The sequence below is a fragment of the Streptomyces lunalinharesii genome (assembly GCF_039532155.1).
Taxonomy (GTDB): Bacteria; Actinomycetota; Actinomycetes; order Streptomycetales; family Streptomycetaceae; genus Streptomyces; species Streptomyces lunalinharesii.
This window is the reverse complement of record NZ_BAAARK010000022.1, coordinates 102,630-126,811: the sequence shown is the minus strand read 5'-3', so window position 1 is coordinate 126,811 and position 24,182 is coordinate 102,630. Positions and strand designations below refer to the sequence as shown.

Genomic DNA, 24,182 nt, shown 5'->3' with positions numbered 1-24,182 from the left:
CCTGCCTACGGCAGGTTCCGCGCCATCACGATCCGCTGCACCTGGTTCGTGCCTTCGTAGATCTGCGTGATCTTGGCGTCCCGCATCATCCGCTCCAGCGGGTAGTCACGGGTGTAGCCGTAGCCGCCCAGCAGCTGGACGGCGTCGGTGGTGATCTCCATGGCGGCGTCGGAGGCGTAGCACTTCGCGGCGGCGCCGAAGAAGGTCAGGTCCTCGCCCTTGCTGCCGGCCGAGACGCGCTCGGAGCGGGCCGCGGCCGCGTAGGTGAGCTGCCGGGCCGCCTCCAGCTTCATCGCCATGTCGGCGAGCATGAACTGCACGCCCTGGAAGTCACCGATCGGCTTGCCGAACTGCTTGCGCTCCTGGACGTAGCCCTTGGCGTAGTCCAGCGCGCCCTGGGCGATGCCGAGCGCCTGGGCCGCGATGGTGATGCGGGTGTGGTCCAGGGTCTTCATGGCGGTGGCGAAGCCGGTGCCCTCCGCGCCGATCATGCGGTCGGCGGGGATGCGGACGTTGTCGAGGTAGACCTCGCGGGTCGGCGAGCCCTTGATGCCGAGCTTCTTCTCCGGGGCGCCGAAGGAGACGCCCTCGTCGCCCTTCTCGACGACGAACGCCGATATGCCCTTGGACCGCTTCTCCGGGTCGGTGACGGCCATGACGGTGTAGTACTCCGACACGCCGGCGTTGGTGATCCACCGCTTCACGCCGTTGAGGACGTAGAAGTCGCCGTCCCGCACCGCCTTGGTCTTCATCCCCGCCGCGTCCGAACCGGCGTCCGGCTCGCTCAGGCAGTACGAGAACATCGCGTCGCCCTTGGCCAGCGGTGTCAGGTACTTCTTCTTCAGCTCCTCGCCGCCGGAGAGGATCACCGGCAGCGAACCCAGCTTGTTGACCGCCGGGATCAGGGACGACGAGGCGCAGACCCGGGCGACCTCCTCGATGACGATCACCGTCGCCAGCGCGTCGGCGCCCGCGCCGCCGTAGGACTCCGGCACGTGCACGGCGTGCAGGTCGTTGGCGACCAGGGCGTCCAGCGCCTCCTGCGGGAAGCGGGCCTCCTCGTCCACCGCGGCGGCAAACGGCGCGATCTTCGCCTCGGCGAGCGAGCGCACCGACTCGCGGAGCATGTCGTGCTCCTCGGACGGCCGGTACAGATCGAAATCAGCGGTTCCCGCCAAGGTCTCTCACTCCCCAGAGGTGCCGGCAGCGCTAACTACCGTTAAGTAACCCTTACTGAGAAGGGATTCTAGGGCGGATACCGGGGCCGCGGGTAGGTGAGGTTCCCGACAGTCCCCCATGGGGCCCACCACGGTCGGGAGAGGGCGTTCCGTGCGCGGATATGCTCGGTCGGCACCACTTTCCGCCAGACGTCTGGAGCCCCTCAATGGCCCTCAAGATCACCGTGATCGGCACCGGCTACCTCGGTGCCACCCACGCCGCCGCGATGGCCGAGCTGGGTTTCGAGGTGCTGGGCCTGGACGTGCAGCCGGAAAAGATCGAGATGCTCCGCCGGGGCGAGGTCCCGATGTACGAGCCGGGACTGGAGGAGCTGCTGCGCCGCCACGTCGCCGGCATCGAGGGCTCGACCGGCCGGCTCCGCTTCACCACCTCCTACGAGGAGGTCGGCGCCTTCGGTGACGTCCACTTCGTCTGCGTGAACACCCCGCAGAAGCACGGCGAGTACGCCTGCGACATGTCCTACGTCGAGGCCGCCTTCGACGCGCTGGCACCGCACCTGACGCGGCCCGCCCTCGTGGTCGGCAAGTCGACGGTGCCGGTCGGCAGCGCGGCCCGGCTCGCCCGGCGCCTGACGGCCGCGGCACCCGCCGGCGCCGACGCCGAACTCGCCTGGAACCCGGAGTTCCTGCGCGAGGGCTTCGCCGTCCGGGACACCCTGCACCCGGACCGCCTCGTGGCCGGCGTCACCAGCGAACGGGCCGAGGCGCTGCTCCGCGAGGTCTACGCCACCCCGATCGCCGAGGGCTCGCCGTTCGTCGTCATGGACTACCCCACCGCCGAGCTGGTGAAGACCGCCGCCAACTCCTTCCTGGCCACCAAGATCTCGTTCATCAACGCCATGGCCGAGGTGTGCGAGGCCGCCGACGGCGACGTGGTGAAGCTGGCCGAGGCGATCGGCCACGACGAGCGGATCGGCAAGAAGTTCCTCCGGGCCGGCATCGGCTTCGGCGGCGGCTGCCTGCCCAAGGACATCCGGGCCTTCATGGCCCGCGCCGGCGAACTCGGCGCCGACCAGGCCCTGACGTTCCTGCGCGAGGTCGACTCGATCAACATGCGCCGCCGCGGCCACATGGTCGAACTCGCCCGGGACGCCGTCGGCGGCGGCTTCCTCGGCAAGCGGGTCGCCGTCCTCGGCGCGACCTTCAAGCCCGACTCGGACGACGTCCGCGACTCCCCCGCCCTCAACGTCGCCGGCCAGATCCACCTCCAGGGCGGCCAGGTCACCGTCTACGACCCCAAGGGCATGGCCAACGCCCAGCGGCTGTTCCCCACCCTCGGCTACGCGGAGAGCGCCCTGGAAGCGGTGCGCGGCGCACACGTCGTCCTGCACCTGACCGAGTGGCGCGAGTTCCGCGAGCTGGACCCCGCCGCACTCGCCGAGGTCGCCGGCGAACGCCGCATCCTCGACGGCCGCAACGCCCTCGACCCGACCCTGTGGCGCAAGGCCGGCTGGACGTACCGGGCCTTGGGGCGGCCCACCGCGTAGCGGTTGGCTTCCCACGATTTTTTCTTTCCCGCCGTGGTGGTTGCGGTTTGCGCCTGGCGGCGCGGGCCTGTTCCCACGTTGCGGGGTTTCCCACCGTTGCGCCTGCCGCTGCGCGGGGCTTGCTCGTACGTTGCCGGTTTGCCGCCGTGTGGCGTCTCGCCGTTGCGCCTGCGGCGCGGGGCGTTGTCCGCTGCGCGGGGCTGTCGGGTGGCGGTGTCGGGCCTGCGGGGGTGGTGTGCAGGACTGCTGCGCTTTACGTCCTGCACACCACCCCCGCAGGCCCGACCCCTCCCGTTGAGGGTGGGTTGAAAGAGGGGTGGGTGGGGGCAGAGGCCCGGTGGGTTGGTGCTGGCGCAGCCACTGAGCGCGCTCAAGGATGTGAATCCACCCACGGAGTTGCAGGGACCCACCAACACAGACCCCCGCTCAGCTTTCTTCCACCCATCTACGGGAGGGGTCGGGTTGGCGGGTGGTGGGGTGCCCGGACGTAAAGCGCAGCAGTCCGGGCACCCCACCACCCGCCAACCCGGCACCGCACCCCAACAAGCCCCGCGCAGCGGCCCCGCGCCGCAGGCGCAAAGACGGCAACCACCACGGCGGGAAAGAGAACAACGTGGGAAGCAAAGCCAAGCGCAGCGACCCGTCAGCCGCCGCTCAATTGGGAGGCGCTCGGGACCTGGTTGGTGACCTCGGCGCCGTTCTTCTTGCCGACGTCCTTGACGTTGTTGATGACGTTCTGGAACTGGTCGACGTCGCCGGGGCCGGCCTCGCCCTTGCGGAGCTTGGTGCCGAGGTTCTTCAGCGAGTCGATGCCGCTGTTGAGCGGGGCCAGTGCCTTGGAGAGCGTCGGGTCACCCTGCGCGTTGCGGACCGCGGCCTTGAGGCGGTTGTAGGTGAAGACCCCGGCCAGGCCCGCCTTGACCAGGGCGGTCTTGCGGTGGTTGGCGCCCTTGTGGAACCCGCCGGCCTTGTACGGCTTGATGATCCACTGGTAGGTGGCACCGGCCGCCAGGCCGGCGTTGGTCACGAACCGCGTCTTGGCGAACTTCTGCTTCTCCACCGAACTGGTGGGGCTGGGCGAGCCGGCGGGGGCGGCGCTGGCCCCGCCCTCGTCCTTCTTCGAGCCGCCGCAGGCGACGGCGCCCAGGCTCAGCGTGCAGGCCAACGGCAGCGCGACGGCGGCCCGGCGCAGGGCGGCGCGGCTGCGGACGGGGGGCTGCGGAACGGTCACGGCGCGCCTCCGGCGGGCTCGGTTCGGCTGGGGAGCATCGTCCGCAGCCTGTCCCACCCGCCGGAGGGGCGCCAGCCGGAATCGGCCGTATGGGGGCGCTTCCTACCCGGCCGGGGCAGGGTCCGGGCCTACCGGCAGCAGTCCGGCGCCAGTCCGACCGGCAGCCGTTCGCCGCCGAAGACGGAGGTGGTGGCCTCGTCACCGCCGAGTGCGGCCACCGCCAGCAGCAGCGAACCGGCCGTCCAGGACGTCAGTTCCCGCGGCCAGATCGCGTCGTCCTCGAAGACGTAGCCGGTCCAGTACATGCCGTTGTCGGCGCGCAGGTGCTGGATCCACTTGAGGATCGTCACGGCCCGGTCGGACTCCCCCATCGCCCACAGCGCCAGCGCCAGTTCCGCGCTCTCGCCGCCGGTGACCCAGGGGTTGGGCACCACGCAGCGCACGCCCAGGCCGGGGACGACGAAGCGGTCCCAGTCCGCGTCGATCCGCTCGCGGGCCGCCGCGCCGCGCACCGCACCGCCCAGCACCGGGTAGTACCAGTCCATGGAGTAGCGGGACTTGTCGAGGAACCGCTCGGGGTGGTGGCGTATCGCGTGGCCGAGGCGGCCGAGGGCCAGTTCCCAGTCGGGCTGTGGCTCCTCGCGCTGCTCGGCCATCGCCAGGGCGCAGCGCAGCGCCTGGTAGACGGAGGACGAGCCGGTCAGCAGCGCGTCGCGGACGGGCGTGCCGTCGTCCTCCCGCTTCCAGCCGACCTCGCCGCCGGGCTGTTGGAGTTCCAGGACGTACTCGATCGCCGCGTGGACCGCCGGCCACATCCGGTCGAGGAACGTCTCGTCGCTGGTGGACAGGTAGTGGTGCCAGGCCCCGACCGCGAGGTAGGCGCAGAAGTTGGTCTCCCGGCCGCGGTCGGTGGGAGCGGCGGCGTCGCCGTCGGCGTAGGCGGCGTACCAGGAGCCGTCCTGGTTCTGGTGCCGGACCAGCCAGTCGTAGGCGGCCTCGGCGCGCTCGTGTTCGCCGGCCGCGTCCAGGGCCATGGCGGCCTCGGTGTGGTCCCACGGGTCGAGGTGGTGGCCGCGGAACCAGGGGATGGCGCCGTCGGTGCGCTGGGTCGCCAGGATGCCGGCGACCGTGCGGGCGGCCTGTTCGGCGGTCAGCACGCCCGGCAGGACGAGCCGTTCGGTGCGTCCGGGACTCGTCACTTGGCGGCCCCGCGGGCGCCGGCGGGCTTGGCGGCGGGCTTGGCGGCGGATCGGGGGCGCTTGGCCGCCTTCGGCTCGGCCGGCTCGGGCCGCGCCGCCGGTTCGGGCTGGGGGTCCCCCTCGCGGAGCGAGGGGGAGTGCGGCTTGGTGGCGTAGGCGACGAAGCTCTTGCCGATGAGGGGGTTGAGGGCCTGCTCGGCGAGGCGGGTGGCCAGCGGCTTCTTCATGATGTCCCAGACCAGCAGCTTGTGGTACGCCTTCACCGGCAGCGCCTGGTCGTTGTCCACGCCGAACGCGCACTTCAGCCACCAGTAGGGGCTGTGCAGCCCGTGCGCGTGGTGGGTGCCGTACGGCTCCAGGCCGGCCTGGCGCATCTTGTCGAGGAGTTCGTCGCCGCGGTAGATGCGGATGTGGCCGCCCTCGACCTCGTGGTAGGCGTCGCTGAGCGTCCAGCAGACCTTCTCCGGGCCGTAGCGCGGCACGGTGACGGCGATCCGGCCGCCGGGGCGCAGCACCCGGACCATCTCGGCGAGGACGCCCTTGTCGTCCGGGATGTGCTCCATCACCTCGGAGATGATCACGACGTCGAAGCTGTCGTCGGGGAACGGCAGCGCGAGGGCGTCGCCCTCCATCGCGGTGGCGGAGGCGCCCGCCGGGGCCTCACCGGCCTCCTTCATCGCGGCGAACCACTTGGCGACCTCGCGGATCTCCTCGCCGTTCCGGTCCAGGGCGACGACCTGCGCACCGCGCCGGTAACACTCGAAGGCGTGCCGACCGGCGCCGCAGCCCAGGTCGAGCACGCGATCGCCGGGGGCGAGCGGGAAACGGGAAAAGTCGACGGTCAGCACGGCGTTTACGCTTTCGTCCGGCGGTCAGGGGCGGGGTGGAGTGCGTCGTGGGCGGCGGGAGGACGGTATGCGGGGGTCACCGGCGGCCGGTGGCCCGCACGGCGGCGCCGGCCGCCTGCCGGGCGATGGCCTCCCGGTAGCGCTCGGCGGTGCCGATGGCGGCCTGCCGCCAGGTGAAGCGGGCCAGCACCCGCTCCCGGCCGGCGGCGCCCAGCCGGCGGCGGAGCCCCTCGTCGCCGAGCAGCCGGAGCAGGCCGGCGGCGAGCGCCCCGGCGTCGCCCGGCGGCACCGCGAGGCAGGTCTCGCCGTCCGGGCCGGCGACTTCGGGGATGGCGCCGCCGGTGGTGGCGAGCAGCGGGGTGCCGGTGGCCATCGCCTCGGCCGCCGGCAGCGAGAAGCCTTCGTAGAGGGAGGGCACGCAGGCGACCTGGGCGCCGCGCACCAGGTCGACGAGTGCGGCGTCGCTGATGCCCTTGACAAACTCGATGGCGCCGGACAGGCCGAGCCGTTCGATGGCGGCGGCGACCGGCCCGTCGTCGGCCCGCTTGCCGACGACGACCAGGTGGGCCTCGGGGTTCTCGGTGCGGACCTTGGCAAGCGCCTCGACGAGGTGGATCAGCCCCTTGAGGGGGACGTCCGCGCTGGAGGTGGTGACGATCCGGCCGGGCACCTCGGGGACGGCCGGGTCCGGGGAGAAGAGGTCGGTGTCGGCGCCGATGGGGACGACGTGGATCCGGCCGGGGTGCACGCCGAGGTCCTCGACGATCTCCTGGCGGGAGGAGCCGGAGACGGTCAGCACCGACGGCAGCCGCCGGGCCACCCGCTTCTGCATCCGGGTGAAGCCGTACCAGCGGCGGACCGAGGCGCGGCGCTTGAAGCCCTGCGCGGCGGCCAGGTCGAGCCGGCGGTCGACGGTGATGGGGTGGTGGATCGTGGTGACGAGCGGGGCGCCGAGCGCGTCCGGGCCGCCGAGCAGGCCGTAGCCGAGGGTCTGGTTGTCGTGGACGACGTCGAACCGGCCGCGGTGGGCGGCGAGGTGGCGTCGGGCGCGGAGGGAGAAGCTCAGCGGTTCGGGGAAGCCGCCGGTCCACATGGTGGCGACTTCGAGGCCGTCGATCCAGTCGCGGAACTCGTCGCGCCCGGGGGTGCGGAACGGGTCGGGCTGGCGGTAGAGGTCGAGGCTGGGCAGCTCGGTCAGCGTCACCGCCCCGGACCCCGACCGGGCGGGGTCCACCGCGTCGAGGACGGGGTAGGGCTGGGCGCCGATGACGTCGACGGTGTGGCCGAGGCGGGCCAACTCGCGGGAGAGGTGGCGGACGTAGACGCCCTGACCGCCGCAGAACGGGTTCCCCTTGTACGTGAGCATGGCGATCCGCAAGGGACGCTCACCGTCCGTCGGGGCGGAGGCCGAGGGGGTCTCCGCCGGGCGGGGCGCGGCTGCCTGGACGGCCTCTGCGGTCACGCACGGCCCCCTTCTCGCTGGACTTTCGCCGGAGCGTAACCGCTGGCGGTAATCTAGAACAAGTTTCAGAACTGAAAAGCTACTGATCAGTTCACCGAGTTTCGAATCTACCGGCCGGGAACGGAGCGAAAAGAGCCACACCAGGTGATTCGCGCCACGACACCGGCCCTGCCATGCTGTGCCGATCGCACCACCGGCACGCACCGCATCGCGGACGGAAAGCCACGGAATGGGACACATGACTACGGAATCCAAGGCGGCCGGTCCGGCGCTTCCGGCGAGTCCTCCCTTGACCGAGCGTCAGGAGGCCCGGCGCCGCCGCATCCTGCACACCAGCGCCAGGCTGGCCAGCCGCGGCGGGTTCGACGCGGTCCAGATGCGCGAGGTGGCCGAATCCTCCGGGGTCGCGCTCGGCACGCTCTACCGCTACTTCCCCTCCAAGGTGCACCTGCTGGTGGCCACCATGCAGGACCAGCTCCAGCACCTGCACGAGACGCTGCGCAAGCGCCCCCCGTCGGAGGAGGACCCCGGCGCCCGGGTCGCCCAGACGCTGATGCGGGCCTTCCGCGCCCTCCAGCGCGAACCGCACCTGGCCGACGCGATGGTGCGCGCGCTGACCTTCGCCGACCGGTCCGTCAGCCCCGAGGTGGACACCGTCTCCCGGCTGACCACCGCGATCATCCTCGACGCCATGGGGCTGGACGGTCCGCCCTCCCCCGAGCAGCTCTCCGCGGTCCGGGTCATCGAGCACACCTGGCACTCCGCGCTGATCACCTGGCTGTCCGGACGGGCCTCGATCGCCCAGGTGAAGATCGACATCGAGACGGTCTGCCGGCTGATCGACCTCACCACCCCGGGGCGGTCCCACCACCGTCCGCCTCCCTCCGCATGACCTCCCCCGGCCGCGGGTAGCGGGCCCGCAAGGGGCCCACCCACCCCCTACGGGCCGGACCGCCCCACCCCCTACGGGCCCAACTCCCCCGTCCCACCGCTCACTCGTCCGGCGGGAAGACCGCCGCGCCGCCGTCCGCCGCGGTGATCGCGATCGCCTCCACCGGGCACCCCTCGGCCGCCGCCAGCACGCCGTCCGCGGCCTCCGTCTCCGGCTCGACGGGGTGCGCCTGGCGCGCCGCGTCCAGCCGGAACCGCTCCGGTGCGGTCCCGGCGCACAGCCCCGAACCGATGCAGACCCCCCGGTCCACCGCCACCCGCCACCGCTCCGCCATCAGGCACCCGCCGGCAGGTGGATCATCTTGTGCTCCAGGTACTCGGCGAACCCCTCGGGCCCGAACTCCCGGCCGATGCCGGAGTTCTTGTAGCCGCCGAACGGACCGAGCATGTCGATGCTGAAGGTGTTCACCGAGTACGTCCCGGTGCGCACCCGCCGCGCGAGGTCGATGCCGCGGTCGGTGTCCGCGGTCCACACCGACCCCGACAGCCCGTACTCCGAGTCGTTGGCGATCCGCACCGCCTCCGCCTCGTCCCCGTACGGCAGCAGGCAGATGACCGGGCCGAAGATCTCCTCCCGGGCGATCCGCATCCCGTTGTCGACCTCGCCGAAGAGCGTCGGCTCGACGTACCACCCGGTGGGCTGCCCCTTGGGGCGGCCCCCGCCGGCCAGCACCTTGGCGCCCTCCTGCTGGCCCAACGCGATGTAGTCCAGCGAGCGTTGCTGCTGGCGGCGGGCGACCAGCGGCCCGAGTTCCGTGGCCGGGTCCAGCGGATCGCCGACGACGAGCGCGCCCGCCGCCGCCGCGAACCGCTCGGCGATCTCGTCGTAGCGGCTGCGCGGCGCGAGGATCCGGGTCTGTGCCACGCACGCCTGGCCGTTGATCATCCACGCGAACGGCGCGATGCCGGCCACCGCCGCGTCCAGGTCCGCGTCCGGCAGGATCACCGCCGCCGACTTGCCGCCCAACTCCAGCGTCACCCGGGTGAGGTTGCGGGCGGCGACCTCCATAACCCGCTTGCCGGCCGCCACCGAGCCGGTGAACGACACCTTGTCCACGCCCGGGTGGCCGACCAGGTACTCGCTGACCTCGCGGTCGGCCGGCAGGATCGACAGCACCCCCGGCGGCAGTCCGGCCTCCGAGGCGATCTCCGCGAGCAGGTACGCGTCCAACGGGGTCTCCGGCGAGACCTTCAGCACCACCGAGCACCCGGCCAGCAGCGCCGGCGCGAGCTTGGCGGCGGCGGTGAACTGCGGGACGTTCCACGGCACGACGGCCGCGACCACCCCCACCGGTTCACGGCGCACCAACAGTGGCCCCAACGCCCCGGCCCGCCGCTCCTCGAAGGCGAACTCCCGCGCCACGGTGAGCGTCGCGTCCCACACCATCAGCGCGGCCAGCGACTGCACCATCACGCCCGAGGTGACCGGCGTGCCGTTCTGCGCGCCGATGACCCGCGCGAACTCCTCGCTGCGCGCCGCGAACGCGTCCTTGATGCGGGTCACCACCGCGATCCGCTCGGCAAGGGGGGCGTCGGCCCACACCCCGGACGCGAAGGACGCCCGGGCCGCGGCCACCGCCCGGTCGACGTCGGCCCGCGCGGCGTGCGGGACGCGGCCGATGACGCGTTCGGTGTGCGGCGAGACGACCTCGATCGCGTCCGGTCCGGCCGGATCGGCCCACTCACCGCCTATGTAGAGCTTTCCGTGCTCGACGAGGTCGCTCATTGCTGCCCGCCTCCCGACGGTCTCGACGGATTGCGCTCCCGACGGACCACGATTTCTGACGGTCCATCAGGATTGCGGTGCCAGCAGAACTGATACCAGTTCCACCCGGCGGAGTCCACGCCCACCACCGAATCCCAACTCCCCTCTCCGGCGCGGCAGTCACCCTGTTGTTGGAACTCGTTCTAGTTATAGTTGAGGCGACGACGGCGCGGGAGGGGACGGTAGCCATGGCACCGCAGGTGATCGACCACAAGGGCGGGGTGTGGAGCATCGCCGTCCCCATCCCGGACAATCCCCTCGGCCACACCCTCGTCCACCTCCTGGAGACCGACCGCGGCCCGGTCCTGATCGACACCGGCTGGGACGACCCGGACTCCTGGGACGCCCTCACCGCCGGCATCACCGCCTGCGGCTTCGACCCCGCCGACGTCCACGGGGTGGTCATCACCCACCACCACCCCGACCACCACGGACTCTCCGCCACGATGCGGGAGACCTCCGGCGCATGGGTCGCCATGCACGCCGCGGACACCGCGCTGGTCCGGCGCAGCCGCGCGGCCGAACCAGGGCGGTGGCTCGACTACGTGCTCGGCACGCTCACCGCGGCCGGGGCGCCGGAGGACCACCTGGAACCGCTGCGGGCCGCCCGCGCCGCCGGGCGCGGCCGCAAGCCGCCCGGGCGGCGGGCCGCCCTGCCGGACCGGGCCATCGAGCCCGGCGCGCTCCTGGACCTGGCCGGCCGCCGCGTCCGGGCGATCTGGACGCCGGGCCACACGCCCGGCCACGTCTGCCTCCACCTGGAGGAGACCCACCCCGCCCAGCAGAGCGCCCCCACCGCGGCCCGCCCCACCGGCTTCGGCCGGCTCTTCTCCGGCGACCACCTCCTGCCCGGCATCACCCCGCACATCGGCCTGTACGAGGACCCCGACGAGGTCGCCCCCGACCTGCTCGACCGGGGCGACCCGCTCGGCGACTACCTCGACTCCCTCGAACGGATCGCCCGCCTCGCGCCGGCCGAGGTGCTGCCGGCCCACCAGCACGCCTTCCCGGACGCGGCCGGCCGCGTCCGGGAGCTGCTCGCCCACCACGAGGAGCGGCTGACCGACCTCCGCCGGCTGCTGCGCGAGCCGCTCACCGCCTGGCAGCTCGCCACGTCCATGCAGTGGAACCGCCCCTGGGAGCAGATCCCCGCCGGCTCCCGCACCATCGCCGTCTCCGAGGCCGAGGCCCACCTGCGCCACCTGGTCAAACGGGGGCACGTCGAACCGGTCGCCGGCTCGGCGCCGGTGCGGTACGTGGCGATCTAGCCGGGCCCCGGCGGGGCGGGGGCGGGGCGGCGGGCGCGGTGGGGGCGCTCCGCTCGCGCTCCGATGCGCGCCCCACCGCCGTCGGCGCCGGCGTTAAGGTGTGCGGGACAACTTCATCCGTACCCGATCGGGGGAAGCCGGTGGAAATCCGGCGCTGACCCTCCCCCAAGCTCTCGGCTTCGCTCAAGCCCGGGGGCACCCCCATCCGTGAGCACGGCCGCCCGCAGCGCGGCCCTGCGAGCCGGAGCACCCGGTGGGGCACGACCAAAGCTCCCGCCACCGGACCCGCCGCCCCTGCGGCCGGCCGGTGCGCGGCACCGTCGAGGTATGCGGAGCTGAGCCCGGTGCCACCGCGCCGCACCCCCGAGGCGCGGCGGACGGTCGCCCGAGCGCGGCTCGGCTCCGCACCCCGCCGCGACCCGACCGACCCGAGAGGCACCCACCCGATGGCCCGCATGGCCCCCACGGCTGCGCCGCAGCCGCACTCCGCCGCCCCCCGGCCGCGCCGCGCCGGCACGGCGCTGGCCGCCCTGGCGACCGCCGCCGTGCTGGCCGGTGCCGCGGCCCCCGCCGCGTACGCCGACGGCCCAGCGGCCCCGCCGCAGCAGAAGCTGCCCAAGGGGCTGTACGGCAGCAAGGACCCGCAGTACGACGGCGTGTGGCGGCAGTCGCTGGCGCTGCTGGCGCAGCACACCGTCGGGGTGCGCCCGGCGACGTCCGCCGTGGACTGGCTGGCGGGGCAGCAGTGCGCCGACGGGGCGTTCACCGCGTTCCGGGCCGACCCCGGTGCGGCGTGCGGTGCCGGCACCCTGCGGGACACCAACCAGACGGCCGCCGCGATCCAGGCGCTGACCGCGCTCGGCGGGCACGGCGACGCGGTGCAGAAGGCCGTCGGATGGCTGAAGTCCGTCCAGCACCCGGACGGCGGCTGGAGCTCGATGCCCGGCGGGCAGGGCGGCTCGGAGAGCGACGCCAACTCCACCGCCGTGGTGATCGGGGCGCTCGCCGCCGCGGGCGAGAAGCCGGAGTCGGTGACGGCGAAGGGCGGCAAGTCGCCGTACGACGCGCTGCTCGGCTTCCAGCTGGGGTGCGACGCGAAGGAGGGCGAGCGCGGGGCGTTCACCTTCCAGCTGAAAAACGCCGCGCCGAACGCCGACGCGACCGCCGCGGCGATCACCGGCGCGCTGGGCAAGGGCTTCGTCGTGGCGCCGGCGGCGAAGGACGCGGGCCAGCCGGTCAAGGCGCTGGACTGCGCGAAGGACGGGGCACCGGGCAGCGGCACGGACGCCCGTACGGCGCTCGCGGACGGCGGCGCCAGCTGGCTGGTCGGGCAGCTCGCCGCGAACGGACAGCACCTGAAGTCCGCGATGCCGGGTGCCACGCAGCAGCCCGACGTGGGCAACACCGCGGACACCGTGGTCGCGCTGGCGGCCGGCGGGCACGGGGCGGCCGCGCAGCAGCCGCTGGCCTGGCTGGAGAAGAACGCCACCGGCTGGGCGAAGCAGAACGGCCCGGCCGCCTACGCCCAGCTGGTCCTCGCCGCGCACGCCACCGGCACCGACCCGCGGTCCTTCGGCGGCACCGACCTGGTGGCCGCGCTCAACGCCACCGGCCCCGCGCCGGCCGGCAGCAGCGCCGCGTCGCCGGCCGCTGACGACGACACCAAGGACGGCGACGCCGGCGGCATCGGGCTGTGGTGGGTGATCGGCGTGGGGCTGGCCGTCGGCGCCGGCGCCGGCTTCCTGATCAGCGGCCGCAACAAGAACAAGACCGGGCTGTGAGGCGGGCGCGGCGGACCGCTGGGGTGCTGCTGCTGGCGGGGATGGCGACCGGTCTGGGCGCCGGCCCCGCGCAGGCGCAGCAGTACCGGTACTGGTCGTTCTGGGACGGGAAGCCGGCCGCGGCCGGCGCCGCCGCTTCGTGGGCGTACGCCACGGAGGGGCCCGGTACCGCGCGGCCGGCCGACGGGTCCGTCGTGGGGTTCCGCTTCACGGTGAGCGCGGACTCCGCCAAGGCGGCCGGCCCGCGGACCGCCCCCGACTTCGCCGCGCTCTGCGACCGGACCCCGGCCCGTTCCGGCGCCAAGCGGGTCGGTGTGGTCCTCGACTTCGGGACCGCGGCGGACGCGCCGTCGGGTGAGCGTCCGCCGGCGGGTCGGACGGCCTGCGCGCAGGTGCCGACGGACGCCGCGGCGGGCGAGGCGCTGGCCGCGGTCGCCAAGCCGCTGCGCTACGACGCCAACGCGCTGCTGTGCGGGATCGCGGGCTACCCGCGGTCGGGCTGCGCGGAGCAGGTGTCCGGCGGCGGCGCGGAGCCGTCGGCGACGCCCCGCACGAGCGCCGCGGGCGAGGAGGAGGACGGCGGCCCGTCGGCCGGTCTGGTCGGCGGGATCGGTGCCGTGGTGGTGCTGGGCGCGGCCGGCGTCTGGCAGGCGCGCCGGCGACGCGGATGAGCGCGCCGCGGGCCACCCGCAGCACCGCGCTGCACGCCGGCGCCTGGTGGGTGTGGGCGCTCGGTCTGGCGACCGCGGCGTCGCGGACCACCAATCCGCTGCTGCTGGCGCTGCTGGTGGGGGTGGCCGGCTACGTGGTGGCGGCGCGCCGCACCGAGGCGCCGTGGGCGCGGTCCTACGGGGCCTTCGTCAAGCTCGGGTTGGTGGTGCTGGGCATCCGGTTGGTCTTCGCGTTCGTGTTGGGGTCGCCGATCCCGGGGACGCACACCTTGGTGACGCTGCCCGAACTCCCGCTGCCCGACTGGGCGAAGGGGGTGCGGGTCGGCGGCCGGGTCACCGCGGAGGGGATGGTCTTCGCGCTGTACGACGGGCTGAAGCTGGCCACCTTGCTGATCTGCGTCGGGGCGGCGAACGCGCTGGCCAGTCCGGCGCGCCTGCTCAAGTCGCTGCCCGGTGCGCTGTACGAGGCGGGGGTGGCGGTGGTGGTCGCGATGACCTTCGCGCCGAACCTGGTGGCGGACGTGCAGCGGCTGCGGGCGGCACGGCGGTTGCGCGGCCGTCCGGACCGCGGGGTGAAGGCGCTGCTCCAGGTCGGGATGCCGGTGCTGGAGGGCGCGCTGGAGCGGTCGGTGGCGCTGGCCGCGGCGATGGACGCCCGGGGGTACGGCCGGACGGCGCAGGTGCCGACGGCCGTGCGCCGGTTGACGACGGTGTTGACGCTGGGCGGGCTGCTCGGGGTGTGCGCGGGGTCGTACGGGCTGCTGGGGGACACCGGGGCCGGTTACGGGCTGCCGCTGTTGGCGGTCGGGCTGGCGGCGGCGCTGGCCGGGCTGTGGTTGGGGGGCCGCCGGTCGGTCCGGACCCGCTACCGGCCGGAGCCGTGGGGGGTGCGGGCCTGGCTGGTGTCGGGGGCGGGCGTCGCCGTGGCGGCGTTGATGATCGCGGCGAACGGCTACGCGCCGGGCGCGCTGCATCCGCCGGCGGTGCCGTTGACCGCGCCGGTGCTGCCGCTGTGGCCGGCGCTGTCGGTGCTGGTGGGGCTGGTGCCAGCGGTCGTGGCGCCGGTGCCGGCGCGGGCCGGGGGCGGTACGCCGGCCGGCCGCTCCGCCGGGGCCGCCGGGTCCACGGGGACCACCCCGTCCGCCTCCTCCGTCACGCCCGCCGCGTCCGCCGCGTCCGCCGCGTCCGGCCGGCGTCCCGATCCCGATCCGTTCATGAAGGAGCCCACCCAGTGATCCGCTTCGAGCAGGTCTCGGTCACCTACGCGGACGCCGCCGCGCCGGCCGTCCAGGGGGTCGATCTGACCGTGCCCGAGGGGGAGTTGTGCCTCCTCGTCGGCCCGTCCGGGGTCGGCAAGTCGACCGTGCTGAACGCGGTGTGCGGGCTGGTGCCGCACTTCACCGGCGGCACCCTGCACGGCCGGGTGACCGTCGACGGACGGGACACCCGCACCCATCCGCCGCGGGAGCTGGCCGACGTGGTCGGCACGGTGGGCCAGGACCCGATGGCGCACTTCGTCACCGACACCGTCGAGGACGAGTTGGCCTACGGCATGGAGTCGTTGGGGCTGGCGCCGGACGTGATGCGCCGGCGGGTCGAGGAGACCCTGGACCTCCTGGGCCTGGCCGAGCTGCGGGACCGGGCGATCAGCACGTTGTCCGGCGGCCAGCTGCAGCGGGTGGCGATCGGCTCGGTGCTGACCGCGCACCCGAAGGTGCTGGTGCTGGACGAGCCCACGTCGGCGCTGGACCCGGCGGCCGCGGAGGAGGTGCTGGCGGTGCTGCAACGGCTGGTCCACGACCTGGGGACGACGGTGCTGATGGCCGAGCACCGGCTGGAGCGGGTGGTGCAGTACGCGGACCAGGTGATCCTGCTGCCCGGTCCCGGCGCGGCCCCGGTGATGGGCGAGCCGGCCGGCGTGATGGCGGCGTCCCCGGTCCGGCCGCCGGTGGTCGAACTCGGCCGGCTGGCCGGCTGGTCCCCGTTGCCGCTGTCGGTGCGCGACGCCCGTCGCAAGGCGGCCCCGCTGCGGGAACGGCTGTCGGCGGTGGCCCCGCCGCCGCCCGGGCCGGCGCCGGCGGCGGACGCACAGCCGGTGGCGACGGTCGCCGGACTGGGCGTCCACCGGGACCGGACGCCGGTGCTGCACGGGGTCGGGCTGACGGTCCGGCCGGGCGAGACGATCGCGCTGATGGGCCGCAACGGCGCCGGCAAGTCGACGCTGCTGCGGACGCTGGTGGGCATGCACGAGCCGTCGGCGGGGTCGGTGCGGATCGGTGGTGCCGTCCCGCACCGGACCCGGCCGCGGGACCTGGTGCGCCGGGTCGGGCTGGTGCCGCAGGAGCCGCGTGACCTGCTGTCCGCGGACACCGTGGCGGCGGAGTGCGGCGCGGCGGACCGGGACGCGGCCGCGCCGGCGGGCAGCTGCCGGGAGCTGGTGGCCCGCCTGCTGCCCGGGGTGCGGGACGCGGCGCATCCGCGGGACCTGTCCGAGGGGCAGCGGCTGGCGCTGGCCCTGGCCGTGGTGTTGACCGCGCGGCCGCCGCTGCTGTTGCTGGACGAGCCGACCCGCGGGCTGGACTACGCGGCGAAGGCCCGGTTGGTCGAGGTGGTGCGCGGGCTGGCCGCCGAGGGGCAGGCGTGCGTGCTGGCCACCCACGACGTGGAACTGGCCGCGGAGCTGGCGCACCGGGTGGTGATCCTGGCGGACGGTGAGGTCGTCGCCGACGGCCCGACCGAGGACGTGGTGGTCTCCTCCCCCGCGTTCGCCCCGCAGGTCGCCAAGGTGCTGGCGCCGCTGCCGTGGCTGACCGTCGCGCAGGTGGCGCGCTCGTTGGAAGGGGCGGTGGCGTGACGGCGTCCGCGCGGCAGGTGCGTGCGGTCCGGCTCGGTCCGCGGTCGGTGGCCGCGCTGTGCCTGGTGTCGGCGATCGGGGTGGTGGCCTTCGGGTGGCCGCTGTTGGCCGGTTCCGGTTCGGGGTTGGCGCATTCCCAGGACGCACCGTGGCTGTTCGCCGCGCTGTTGCCGTTGTTGCTGGCGGTGGTGGTGGCGACGATCGGGGACCGCGGCCTGGACGCCAAGGCGATCGCGATGCTCGGCGTGCTGGCCGCGGCGGGCGCCGCGCTGCGGCCGCTGGGTGCGGGCACCGCGGGCATCGAGCCGATGTTCTTCCTGATGGTGCTGTCCGGGCGGGTGCTGGGGCCCGGTTTCGGTTTCGTCCTGGGGTCGGTGGCGATGTTCGCGTCGGCGCTGCTGACCGGTGGCGTCGGGCCGTGGATGCCGTTCCAGATGCTGTCGATGGGCTGGGTGTCGATGGGGGCGGGGCTGCTGCCGGGGCCCGACCGGTTGCGCGGCCGCCGTGAGCTGCTGTTGCTCGCGGGGTACGGGGCGGTGGCGGCGGTCGGCTACGGGCTGGTGATGAACCTCCAGGGGTGGCCCTACATCGGGGGGTTGGCGTCGGGCGTCTCGTTCGTGCCGGGCGATCCGCTCTCCGCCAATCTGACGCGCTACCTCGCGTACTGCCTGGCCACGTCGCTGGGGTGGGACCTGCCGCGGGCGGTGGTCACGGTCGTGCTCACCTTCGCGCTGGGCGGCACGGTGTTGAAGGCGCTGCGGCGCGCGACGCGGCGGGCGGCGTTCGAGACGCCGGTGGCGTTCGAGACGCCGGGCGGGCCGCCGGACCGGTCCTGACCGGCCCCGGGCGGGCGTCGGGCGCGGCGGCCCCGGGGTCCGGCCGGCGTCTTCGGCCGGACCCGGCGGCCACTACAGCCGTTGGATGATCGTCGCGGTGGCCAGCGCCCCGCCCGCGCACATGGTGATCAGGGCGAACTCCTTGTCGCGCCGTTCGAGTTCGTGGAGGGCGGTGGCCAGGAGGCGGGCGCCGGTGGCGCCGACGGGGTGGCCGAGCGCGATGGCGCCGCCGTTGACGTTGACCTTTTCCAGGTCCTGGCCGAAGACCCGGGCCCAGGACAGCACGACGGAGGCGAACGCCTCGTTGATCTCGACCAGGTCGATGTCCTTCAGCGACATGCCGGCCTTGCCGAGGACGGCCCGGGTGGCGTCGATCGGCCCGTCGAGGTGGAAGTGCGGGTCGGAGCCGACCAGGGCCTGGGCGACGATGCGGGCCCGCGGCTTCAGGCGCAGCGCGCGGGCCATCCGCTTGGAGGCCCACAGCAGGGCGGCGGCGCCGTCGGAGATCTGCGAGGAGTTGCCGGCGGTGTGCACGGCGGAGGGCATGACGGGCTTGAGGCCGGCGAGCGCCGCCGTGCTGGTGTCGCGCAGTCCCTCGTCGCGGTCGACCAGCCGCCACATCCCCTGGCCGGCGGCCTGTTCCTCCTCGGTGGTGGGCACCTGGACGGCGAAGGTCTCGCGCTTGAAGCGTTCCTCGGCCCAGGCGGTGGCCGCGCGTTCTTGGGAGAGCAGGCCGAGCCCGTCGACGTCCGCGCGGGTCAGGTCGCGGTGGCGGGCGATCCGTTCGGCGGCCTCGAACTGGTTGGGCAGGTCGACGTTCCACTCGTCGGGCCAGGGCTTGCCGGGGCCGTGCTTGGAGCCGCTGCCGAGGGGGACGCGGGACATCGCCTCGACGCCGCAGCCGATGCCGACGTCGATGACGCCGGCCGCGATCATGTTGGCGACCATGTGGTTGGCCTGTTGGGAGGAGCCGCACTGGCAGTCCACGGTGGTGGCGGCGGTCTCGTAGGGCAGGCCCATGGTGAGCCAGGCGTTGCGGGCGGGGTTCATGGACTGTTCGCCGGCGTGGGTGACGGTGCCGCCGACGATCTGCTCGACGCAGTCGGGCTGGATGCCCGTGCGGGCGAGGAGTTCGCGGTACGTCTCGCCCAGCAGGTAGGCGGGGTGGAGGGTGGCGAGCGCACCTCCGCGCTTGCCGATCGGGGTGCGTACGGCTTCGACGATGACGGGTTCCGCGGCCATGACTTCAACTCGTCCTCTCCTCGCGTCCGTGCGCGTCCCGACGCCCACGGAGGGAAGAACTAGTACGCGTTCTAGTTCTGCGAACAGTCTCGTGAGCCGCCCGGCGTGGCGCAAGGGGGCTGCAACGGCCTTGTGCACAAGAGGTCTTGCCGTGGCCCTTGCCACTTGCGGAACTCGTCACTACCTTCACCGCGACCTGCATCTGATGCACCGTCAGAGACGTTGTCGGACGGTACCGTCAGAGCGTCCGACGTCCGCTGGACCAGGAGTCGCCGATGCACTGCCCCGCGCTGCCCGAAGGGTTCGACTTCACCGACCCCGACGTCTACCAGTCCCGGGTCCCGCTGCCGGAGTTCGCGCGGCTGCGGCAGACCGCGCCCGTGTGGTGGAACGCCCAGCCGCACGGCATCGCCGGCTTCGACGACGACGGCTACTGGGTCGTCACCCGCCATCAGGACGTCAAGGAGGTCTCCACCAGGCCGGAGGTCTTCTCGGCCAACGTGAACACCTCGATCATCCGGTTCAACCAGGGCATCTCCCGCGACCAGATCGAGGTCCAGAAGCTGATCATGCTGAACATGGACCCGCCGGAGCACACCCGGGTCCGCCAGATCGTGCAGCGCGGCTTCACCCCGCGGGCCGTCCGCGCCCTGGAGGGGGCGCTGCGCCGGCGGGCCGGGCAGATCGTCGAGGAGGCCCGGCACAAGGGCTCCGGCGACTTCGTCACCGACGTCGCCTGCGAACTCCCCCTCCAGGCGATCGCCGAACTCATCGGCATCCCGCAGGAGGACCGGGCCCGGATCTTCGACTGGTCGAACAAGATGATCGCCTACGACGACCCGGAACTCGCCATCACCGAAGAGGTCGGCGCCAACGCGGCCATGGAGCTGATCTCGTACGCGATGAACCTCGCCGCGGCCCGCAAGGAGTGCCCGGCCCAGGACATCGTCAGCCGGCTGGTGGCGGCCGAGCACGACGGGAACCTCGGCTCCGACGAGTTCGGCTTCTTCGTGCTGCTGCTGGCGGTGGCCGGCAACGAGACCACCCGCAACGCCATCACCCACGGCATGCACGCCTTCCTCACCCACCCCGACCAGTGGGAGCTCTACAAGCGCGAGCGGCCGGCGAGTGCCGCCGAGGAGATCGTGCGGTGGGCGACCCCGGTGGTCTCCTTCCAGCGCACCGCCACCCAGGACACCGAACTGGGCGGCGCGCGCATCAAGAAGGGCCAGCGGGTCGGGATCTTCTACTCCTCCGCCAACCACGACCCTTCGGTCTTCGACCGCCCCGAGGTCTTCGACATCACCCGCGACCCCAATCCGCACCTGGGCTTCGGCGGCGGCGGCCCGCACTTCTGCCTGGGCAAGTCGCTGGCCGTGCTGGAGATCAACCTGATCTTCAACGCCCTCGCGGACGCCGTGCCCGGGATCTCCCTGGCCGGCGACCCGCGACGGCTGCGCTCGGCCTGGCTCAACGGGGTCAAGGAACTCCAGGTGCACTACCGCTGAGGGAGAGCACCGTCAGGGCGAGCGTCCCGAGGGCGCCGGCGCCGAGCAGCGCCGCCACCAGGCGGCGCCGCAGCGCGCGGTAGGCGTCCTCGTACTCGGTCCGCAGTGCGGCGCTGCGGACCGCGACGCGCTCCAGGTAGGAACGGGACTGCTCGTGCTGCTCCCGGCAGTAGTGGCGGACCACGTCCGCCCGTTGGGAGTCGGTGAGCCAGGGCAGTCGGGCGCAGAACTCCTCCGCCCGGCCGCGGGCCCGCCGTTGCTCCGCCTCCCACAGCAGATAGCCCTCGATCTCGTTGATCGCCGCCGCCATGCGGAGGTCCTCCCCCGCGCCGATCTCCTCACCCATGCCGCACCCCTCACGCCTCGATCGCGGCCGCGACGTCCGGGTGGTGCAGGTCGAACGCCGGGGATTCGGAGCGAATGCGCGGCAGGGTGAGGAAGTTGTGCCGCGGCGGCGGGCAGGACGTCACCCACTCCAGCGAGCGGCCCCAGCCCCACGGGTCGTCCACCTCGATCTTCTCGCCGTACTTGGCGGTCTTCCAGACGTTGTAGAGGAACGGCAGGATCGACATGCCCAGCAGGAACGAGAAGAGGGACGAGACGGTGTTCAAGGTGGTGAAGCCGTCCGCCGCGAGGTAATCGGGAATCCGGCGCAACATTCCCTCGGCGCCCAGCCAGTGCTGGACCAGGAACGTGCCGTGGAAACCGATGAACAGCGTCCAGAAGGTGATCTTCCCGAGCCGCTCGTCGAGCATCTTGCCGGTGAACTTCGGCCACCAGAAGTGGAAGCCGGCGAACATCGCGAAGACGACCGTGCCGAAGACCACGTAATGGAAGTGGGCCACCACGAAATACGAGTCGGAGATGTGGAAGTCCATCGGCGGCGACGCCAGGATGACGCCGGTCAGACCACCGAAGACGAAGGTGATCAGGAAGCCGATCGCCCAGAGCATCGGCGTCTCGAAGGACAGCGAGCCCTTCCACATCGTGCCGATCCAGTTGAAGAACTTCACACCGGTCGGCACCGCGATCAGGAATGTCATGAAGGAGAAGAACGGCAGCAGCACACCGCCGGTCACGTACATGTGGTGCGCCCACACCGTCACCGAAAGACCGGCGATGGAAATCGTCGCGGCAATCAGGCCGACGTAACCGAACATCGGCTTCCGGGAGAAGACCGGAATGACCTCGGAAATGATGCCGAAGAACGGTAGGGCAATGATGTACACCTCCGGATGGCCGAAGAACCAGAAGAGGTGTTGCCAGAGCAAGGCGCCGCCATTGGCCGCGTCGAAGACATGGGCACCGAATTTACGGTCCGCCTCCAGGGCGAACAGCGCGGCGGCCAGCACCGGGAAGGCGAGCAGGACCAGCACACCGGTCAGCAGCACGTTCCACGTGAAGATCGGCATCCGGAACATCGTCATGCCCGGGGCGCGCATGCAGATGATGGTGGTGATGAAGTTGACCGAACCGAGGATCGTGCCGAAGCCGGAGAAGGCCAGACCCATGATCCACATGTCGGCGCCGACGCCCGGCGAGTGGACGGCGTCGGAGAGCGGCACGTACCCGAACCAGCCGAAGTCCGCCGCCCCTTGGGGGGTGAGGAACCCGCCGACCGCGATCAGCGAGCCGAAGAGGTACAGCCAGTAGGCGAACATGTTCAGCCGCGGGAACGCCACGTCCGGCGCACCGATCTGCAGCGGCATGATCCAGTTCGCGAACCCGGCGAACAACGGTGTCGCGAACATCAGCAGCATGATCGTGCCGTGCATCGTGAACGCCTGGTTGAACTGCTCGTTCGACATCAACTGGTGCCCAGGGCGGGCCAGTTCGGCGCGCATCAACAGTGCCAGCAGACCGCCGACGCAGAAGAAGGCGAAGGCGGTCACCAGATAGAGCGTGCCGATGGTCTTGTGGTCGGTGGTCGTCAGCCACTTCACCGGGTTCCGCGGCGCGGCGGATGGCGCCGCGCCGTGCGGGCGCGCCGCGGACCCGGCCGCCGGTGACGACAGTGCGGGGAGCTTCATGCCCCGTTGGTGTCCGGCTCGCCGTGGAGCGTCACTCCGGGCGGCCCGCCGCCGGGGTGTGAAGGGTCACCCCGGTCGGGTGTGAAGATCCAGTCGTTGCCGGACACAGGGGTTCCATGAGCACGGACGACGCCTTCGCCGAGGCCTATCGCGCGCACTACTGGGCGGTCAGCCGCTTCGTGGCGCGGCGGCTGGACGCCCCGGCACACGAGGTCGAGGAGGTGGTGGCGGACGTCTTCTCCATAGCGTGGCGGCGCCGGGCCGAACTCCCCGACCCGCCGCTGCCCTGGCTGTACGGGGTGGCCCGGAACTGCCTGGCCAATACGGTCCGCGGGATCGGGCGCTACCGGCGACTGCTGCACCGGATCGGCAACCACGAGGCGGCGCACGGCCGGCAGACCGTCCAGAGCCCGGACGCCGAGCGGCCCGGCTCCTGGGTGCACGAGGTGCTGGACCGGCTGCCCGCCGGCGACCGGGAGGTGCTGCGGCTGACCACCTGGGAGGAACTGACCGTCGAGGAACTGGCGGTGGCCCTCGGCTGCGGCCGGAGCGCGGCGGCCATGCGGCTGCACCGGGCCCGGCGCCGCCTGCGCACGGAGATCGACCGCACCCGGACCACGGTGTCCGCACGAGCAGGAGGCGACGGCCATGCATGACGAACTGGAGCTGCTGCGCGCGGCCAACCCGGTGCCGGCCGACGAGGGCCGCTGGCGGGAGCGCCCGTTGGACGCCACCGCCGAGCGCGGCCTGAACCGCCTGCTGCACCAGAGCCGCACCCGACGGGCCCGCCGCCGCCTGGTGCTGCGTGCCGAGGCGGCGGTGCTGGCGCTGGTCGCGGTGCTCGCCTTCACCCTCACCGACGCCGGCAGCAGCCCGGCCGTCGCGGCCCCCGCCGCCCTCGTCCCGCACGCCGCCGCCGCCGAGCCCTCCCTGGCCGGGCTGGCCCGCATCGCCGCCGAACGGGCCCGGGCGGCCGGCCCGCAGGACGGGCCGCGGCGCGGCAGCCACCTGCAGAGCTGGAACCTGTCCATGGGGACCGGCCCGGACACCGCGTCCCCGGTGACCGTCCCCGAGGAGCGCATCACCCGGTGGAACGCCGACGGCAGCGGCTCCGAACTGGTCGTCGCCACCGACCCGCAGCACCCGGGCCGCCCGGTCATCCACGACGCCGGCGGCCACTGGCGGACCGTCAGCGACGGCAAGGTGCTGCACCGCGCGACCTATCCGCCGGGGTCCGGCGCCCCGCACGAGGGCCTCGCCGCCCGGACGAAGCCGCCCACCGACCCCGCGGCGCTGCGCGCATTGCTCACCTCCCTGTACGGGGCGGCGGACGGCGACGACACGGCGAGCGTCCCGCAACTCCTGATGGCGCTCTCGTCGTTCCGTCAGGAGTGGACGCCGGGCCCGCGGGAGACCGCGGCGATCGTGGAACTGCTGGCGGACACCGGGGGGCTGCGGCCGGCCGGTGCGGTCACCGACCGACTGGGCCGGCGCGGGCAGGCGTTCGTGCACGACGGGCCCGACGGCGCGATGGACGCCACCCGCCAGATGGTGATCCTCGATCCGCGCACCGGCCAACTGCTGGGCACGGAGATCACCTTCACCAAGGACCTGCCCGACTTCCGGATCACCGCGGGTGCGGTGATGTCGTACGAGGCGTGGATGCCGTGAGGCGGGCGCCCCGCGGCGGCGGCCCGAGTGGCGGGGCGCCCGACCCTGGCCGATCCTGGAGTAACGCGACGATCCTTCGGCGCGGTGGTGCGGAACGCACCGCCGCGCCGTTTCCCTGTCCACCACGGGGCCGCCCCGCG

General features: G+C 73.2%; 21 protein-coding genes. 11 read left to right on the top strand and 10 right to left on the bottom strand.

Annotated features, from left to right (window positions below):
* Positions 1 to 5: 5 nt before the first annotated feature.
* On the bottom strand, positions 6 to 1,178 hold the full coding sequence (locus ABD385_RS28335) for an acyl-CoA dehydrogenase family protein (protein WP_344581398.1): 1,173 nt from the start codon (positions 1,176 to 1,178) through the stop codon (positions 6 to 8).
* A 206-nt stretch (positions 1,179 to 1,384) separates the two neighbouring features.
* Here ABD385_RS28335 and ABD385_RS28330 point away from each other — a divergent pair, with 206 nt between their 5' ends.
* Positions 1,385 to 2,725, top strand: coding sequence for a UDP-glucose dehydrogenase family protein (locus ABD385_RS28330; RefSeq protein WP_344581396.1), 1,341 nt, complete (start codon positions 1,385 to 1,387; stop codon positions 2,723 to 2,725).
* Between the two features lie 643 nt (positions 2,726 to 3,368).
* On the opposite strand, the gene ABD385_RS28325 is transcribed toward ABD385_RS28330, so the two are convergent.
* The 4 genes from ABD385_RS28325 to ABD385_RS28310 all read right to left on the bottom strand — a co-directional run bounded on the left by ABD385_RS28325 (position 3,369) and on the right by ABD385_RS28310 (position 7,465).
* A complete protein-coding gene (locus ABD385_RS28325) occupies positions 3,369 to 3,956 on the bottom strand; it encodes a hypothetical protein (protein ID WP_344581394.1) in 588 nt (195 codons plus the stop codon).
* A 128-nt stretch (positions 3,957 to 4,084) separates the two neighbouring features.
* Positions 4,085 to 5,155, bottom strand: a complete 1,071-nt coding sequence (locus ABD385_RS28320) for a prenyltransferase/squalene oxidase repeat-containing protein (protein ID WP_344581393.1) — start codon at positions 5,153 to 5,155, stop codon at positions 4,085 to 4,087.
* Entirely contained in the window at positions 5,152 to 6,003 is an 852-nt protein-coding gene (locus tag ABD385_RS28315) for a class I SAM-dependent methyltransferase (protein WP_344581391.1), read from the bottom strand. The genes ABD385_RS28320 and ABD385_RS28315 overlap by 4 nt, the downstream gene beginning before the upstream one ends.
* Before the next feature lie 76 nt (positions 6,004 to 6,079).
* Complete coding sequence (locus ABD385_RS28310; protein ID WP_344581390.1) at positions 6,080 to 7,465, bottom strand: glycosyltransferase family 4 protein; 1,386 nt, start codon at positions 7,463 to 7,465, stop codon at positions 6,080 to 6,082.
* Positions 7,466 to 7,703: 238 nt separating this feature from the next.
* Here ABD385_RS28310 and ABD385_RS28305 point away from each other — a divergent pair, with 238 nt between their 5' ends.
* Positions 7,704 to 8,357: a TetR family transcriptional regulator gene (locus tag ABD385_RS28305; protein WP_344581388.1), complete on the top strand. Its 654-nt coding sequence runs from the start codon at positions 7,704 to 7,706 to the stop codon at positions 8,355 to 8,357.
* A gap of 100 nt (positions 8,358 to 8,457) precedes the next feature.
* Here the strand turns inward: ABD385_RS28305 and ABD385_RS28300 are convergent, their stop codons facing one another.
* Together ABD385_RS28300 and ABD385_RS28295 are read right to left on the bottom strand one after the other, a co-directional pair.
* Positions 8,458 to 8,691, bottom strand: coding sequence for a ferredoxin (locus ABD385_RS28300; protein ID WP_344581386.1), 234 nt, complete (start codon positions 8,689 to 8,691; stop codon positions 8,458 to 8,460).
* Positions 8,691 to 10,142 (bottom strand): aldehyde dehydrogenase, encoded by a 1,452-nt coding sequence (locus tag ABD385_RS28295; protein WP_344581385.1) that lies wholly within the window; start codon positions 10,140 to 10,142, stop codon positions 8,691 to 8,693. Before ABD385_RS28295 ends, ABD385_RS28300 begins: the two co-directional genes overlap by 1 nt.
* Positions 10,143 to 10,369: 227 nt before the next feature.
* On the opposite strand from ABD385_RS28295, the gene ABD385_RS28290 reads away from it, so the two are divergent.
* From ABD385_RS28290 to ABD385_RS28265, 6 genes are all read left to right on the top strand, one after another.
* The gene (locus ABD385_RS28290) at positions 10,370 to 11,449 is read left to right on the top strand and encodes a Strvi_7410 family MBL fold metallo-hydrolase (RefSeq protein WP_344581383.1); all 1,080 of its coding nucleotides are present in this window, start codon (positions 10,370 to 10,372) and stop codon (positions 11,447 to 11,449) included.
* Between the two features lie 455 nt (positions 11,450 to 11,904).
* Positions 11,905 to 13,230 carry an SCO2321 family membrane protein gene (locus ABD385_RS28285; RefSeq protein ID WP_344581381.1) on the top strand — a complete coding sequence of 442 codons (1,326 nt, stop codon included), beginning with the start codon at positions 11,905 to 11,907 and terminating at the stop codon, positions 13,228 to 13,230.
* Positions 13,231 to 13,271: 41 nt separating this feature from the next.
* Positions 13,272 to 13,901, top strand: coding sequence for an SCO2322 family protein (locus ABD385_RS28280; protein WP_344581465.1), 630 nt, complete (start codon positions 13,272 to 13,274; stop codon positions 13,899 to 13,901).
* Positions 13,898 to 15,136, top strand: a complete 1,239-nt coding sequence (locus ABD385_RS28275; protein WP_344581379.1) for a CbiQ family ECF transporter T component — start codon at positions 13,898 to 13,900, stop codon at positions 15,134 to 15,136. The genes ABD385_RS28280 and ABD385_RS28275 overlap by 4 nt, the downstream gene beginning before the upstream one ends.
* Positions 15,133 to 16,755 carry an ABC transporter ATP-binding protein gene (locus ABD385_RS28270; RefSeq protein ID WP_344581377.1) on the top strand — a complete coding sequence of 541 codons (1,623 nt, stop codon included), beginning with the start codon at positions 15,133 to 15,135 and terminating at the stop codon, positions 16,753 to 16,755. Before ABD385_RS28275 ends, ABD385_RS28270 begins: the two co-directional genes overlap by 4 nt.
* On the top strand, positions 16,752 to 17,591 hold the full coding sequence (locus ABD385_RS28265; RefSeq protein ID WP_344581375.1) for an ECF transporter S component: 840 nt from the start codon (positions 16,752 to 16,754) through the stop codon (positions 17,589 to 17,591). The genes ABD385_RS28270 and ABD385_RS28265 overlap by 4 nt, the downstream gene beginning before the upstream one ends.
* A gap of 72 nt (positions 17,592 to 17,663) precedes the next feature.
* On the opposite strand, the gene ABD385_RS28260 is transcribed toward ABD385_RS28265, so the two are convergent.
* On the bottom strand, positions 17,664 to 18,833 hold the full coding sequence (locus ABD385_RS28260; RefSeq protein ID WP_344581372.1) for a steroid 3-ketoacyl-CoA thiolase: 1,170 nt from the start codon (positions 18,831 to 18,833) through the stop codon (positions 17,664 to 17,666).
* 275 nt (positions 18,834 to 19,108) lie between these two features.
* Here ABD385_RS28260 and ABD385_RS28255 point away from each other — a divergent pair, with 275 nt between their 5' ends.
* A complete protein-coding gene (locus ABD385_RS28255) occupies positions 19,109 to 20,341 on the top strand; it encodes a cytochrome P450 (protein ID WP_344581370.1) in 1,233 nt (410 codons plus the stop codon).
* Here the strand turns inward: ABD385_RS28255 and ABD385_RS28250 are convergent.
* Both ABD385_RS28250 and ctaD read right to left on the bottom strand, forming a co-directional pair.
* Positions 20,313 to 20,687 (bottom strand): hypothetical protein, encoded by a 375-nt coding sequence (locus ABD385_RS28250; RefSeq protein WP_344581367.1) that lies wholly within the window; start codon positions 20,685 to 20,687, stop codon positions 20,313 to 20,315. The genes ABD385_RS28255 and ABD385_RS28250 overlap by 29 nt on opposite strands.
* Before the next feature lie 10 nt (positions 20,688 to 20,697).
* Positions 20,698 to 22,371, bottom strand: a complete 1,674-nt coding sequence (gene ctaD, locus ABD385_RS28245; RefSeq protein ID WP_344581366.1) for an aa3-type cytochrome oxidase subunit I — start codon at positions 22,369 to 22,371, stop codon at positions 20,698 to 20,700.
* 116 nt (positions 22,372 to 22,487) lie between these two features.
* Between ctaD and ABD385_RS28240 the strand changes: the two genes are divergently transcribed.
* Positions 22,488 to 23,027: an RNA polymerase sigma factor gene (locus tag ABD385_RS28240; protein WP_344581364.1), complete on the top strand. Its 540-nt coding sequence runs from the start codon at positions 22,488 to 22,490 to the stop codon at positions 23,025 to 23,027.
* A complete protein-coding gene (locus tag ABD385_RS28235) occupies positions 23,020 to 24,042 on the top strand; it encodes a CU044_5270 family protein (RefSeq protein ID WP_344581362.1) in 1,023 nt (340 codons plus the stop codon). The genes ABD385_RS28240 and ABD385_RS28235 overlap by 8 nt, the downstream gene beginning before the upstream one ends.
* Positions 24,043 to 24,182 lie beyond the last annotated feature (140 nt).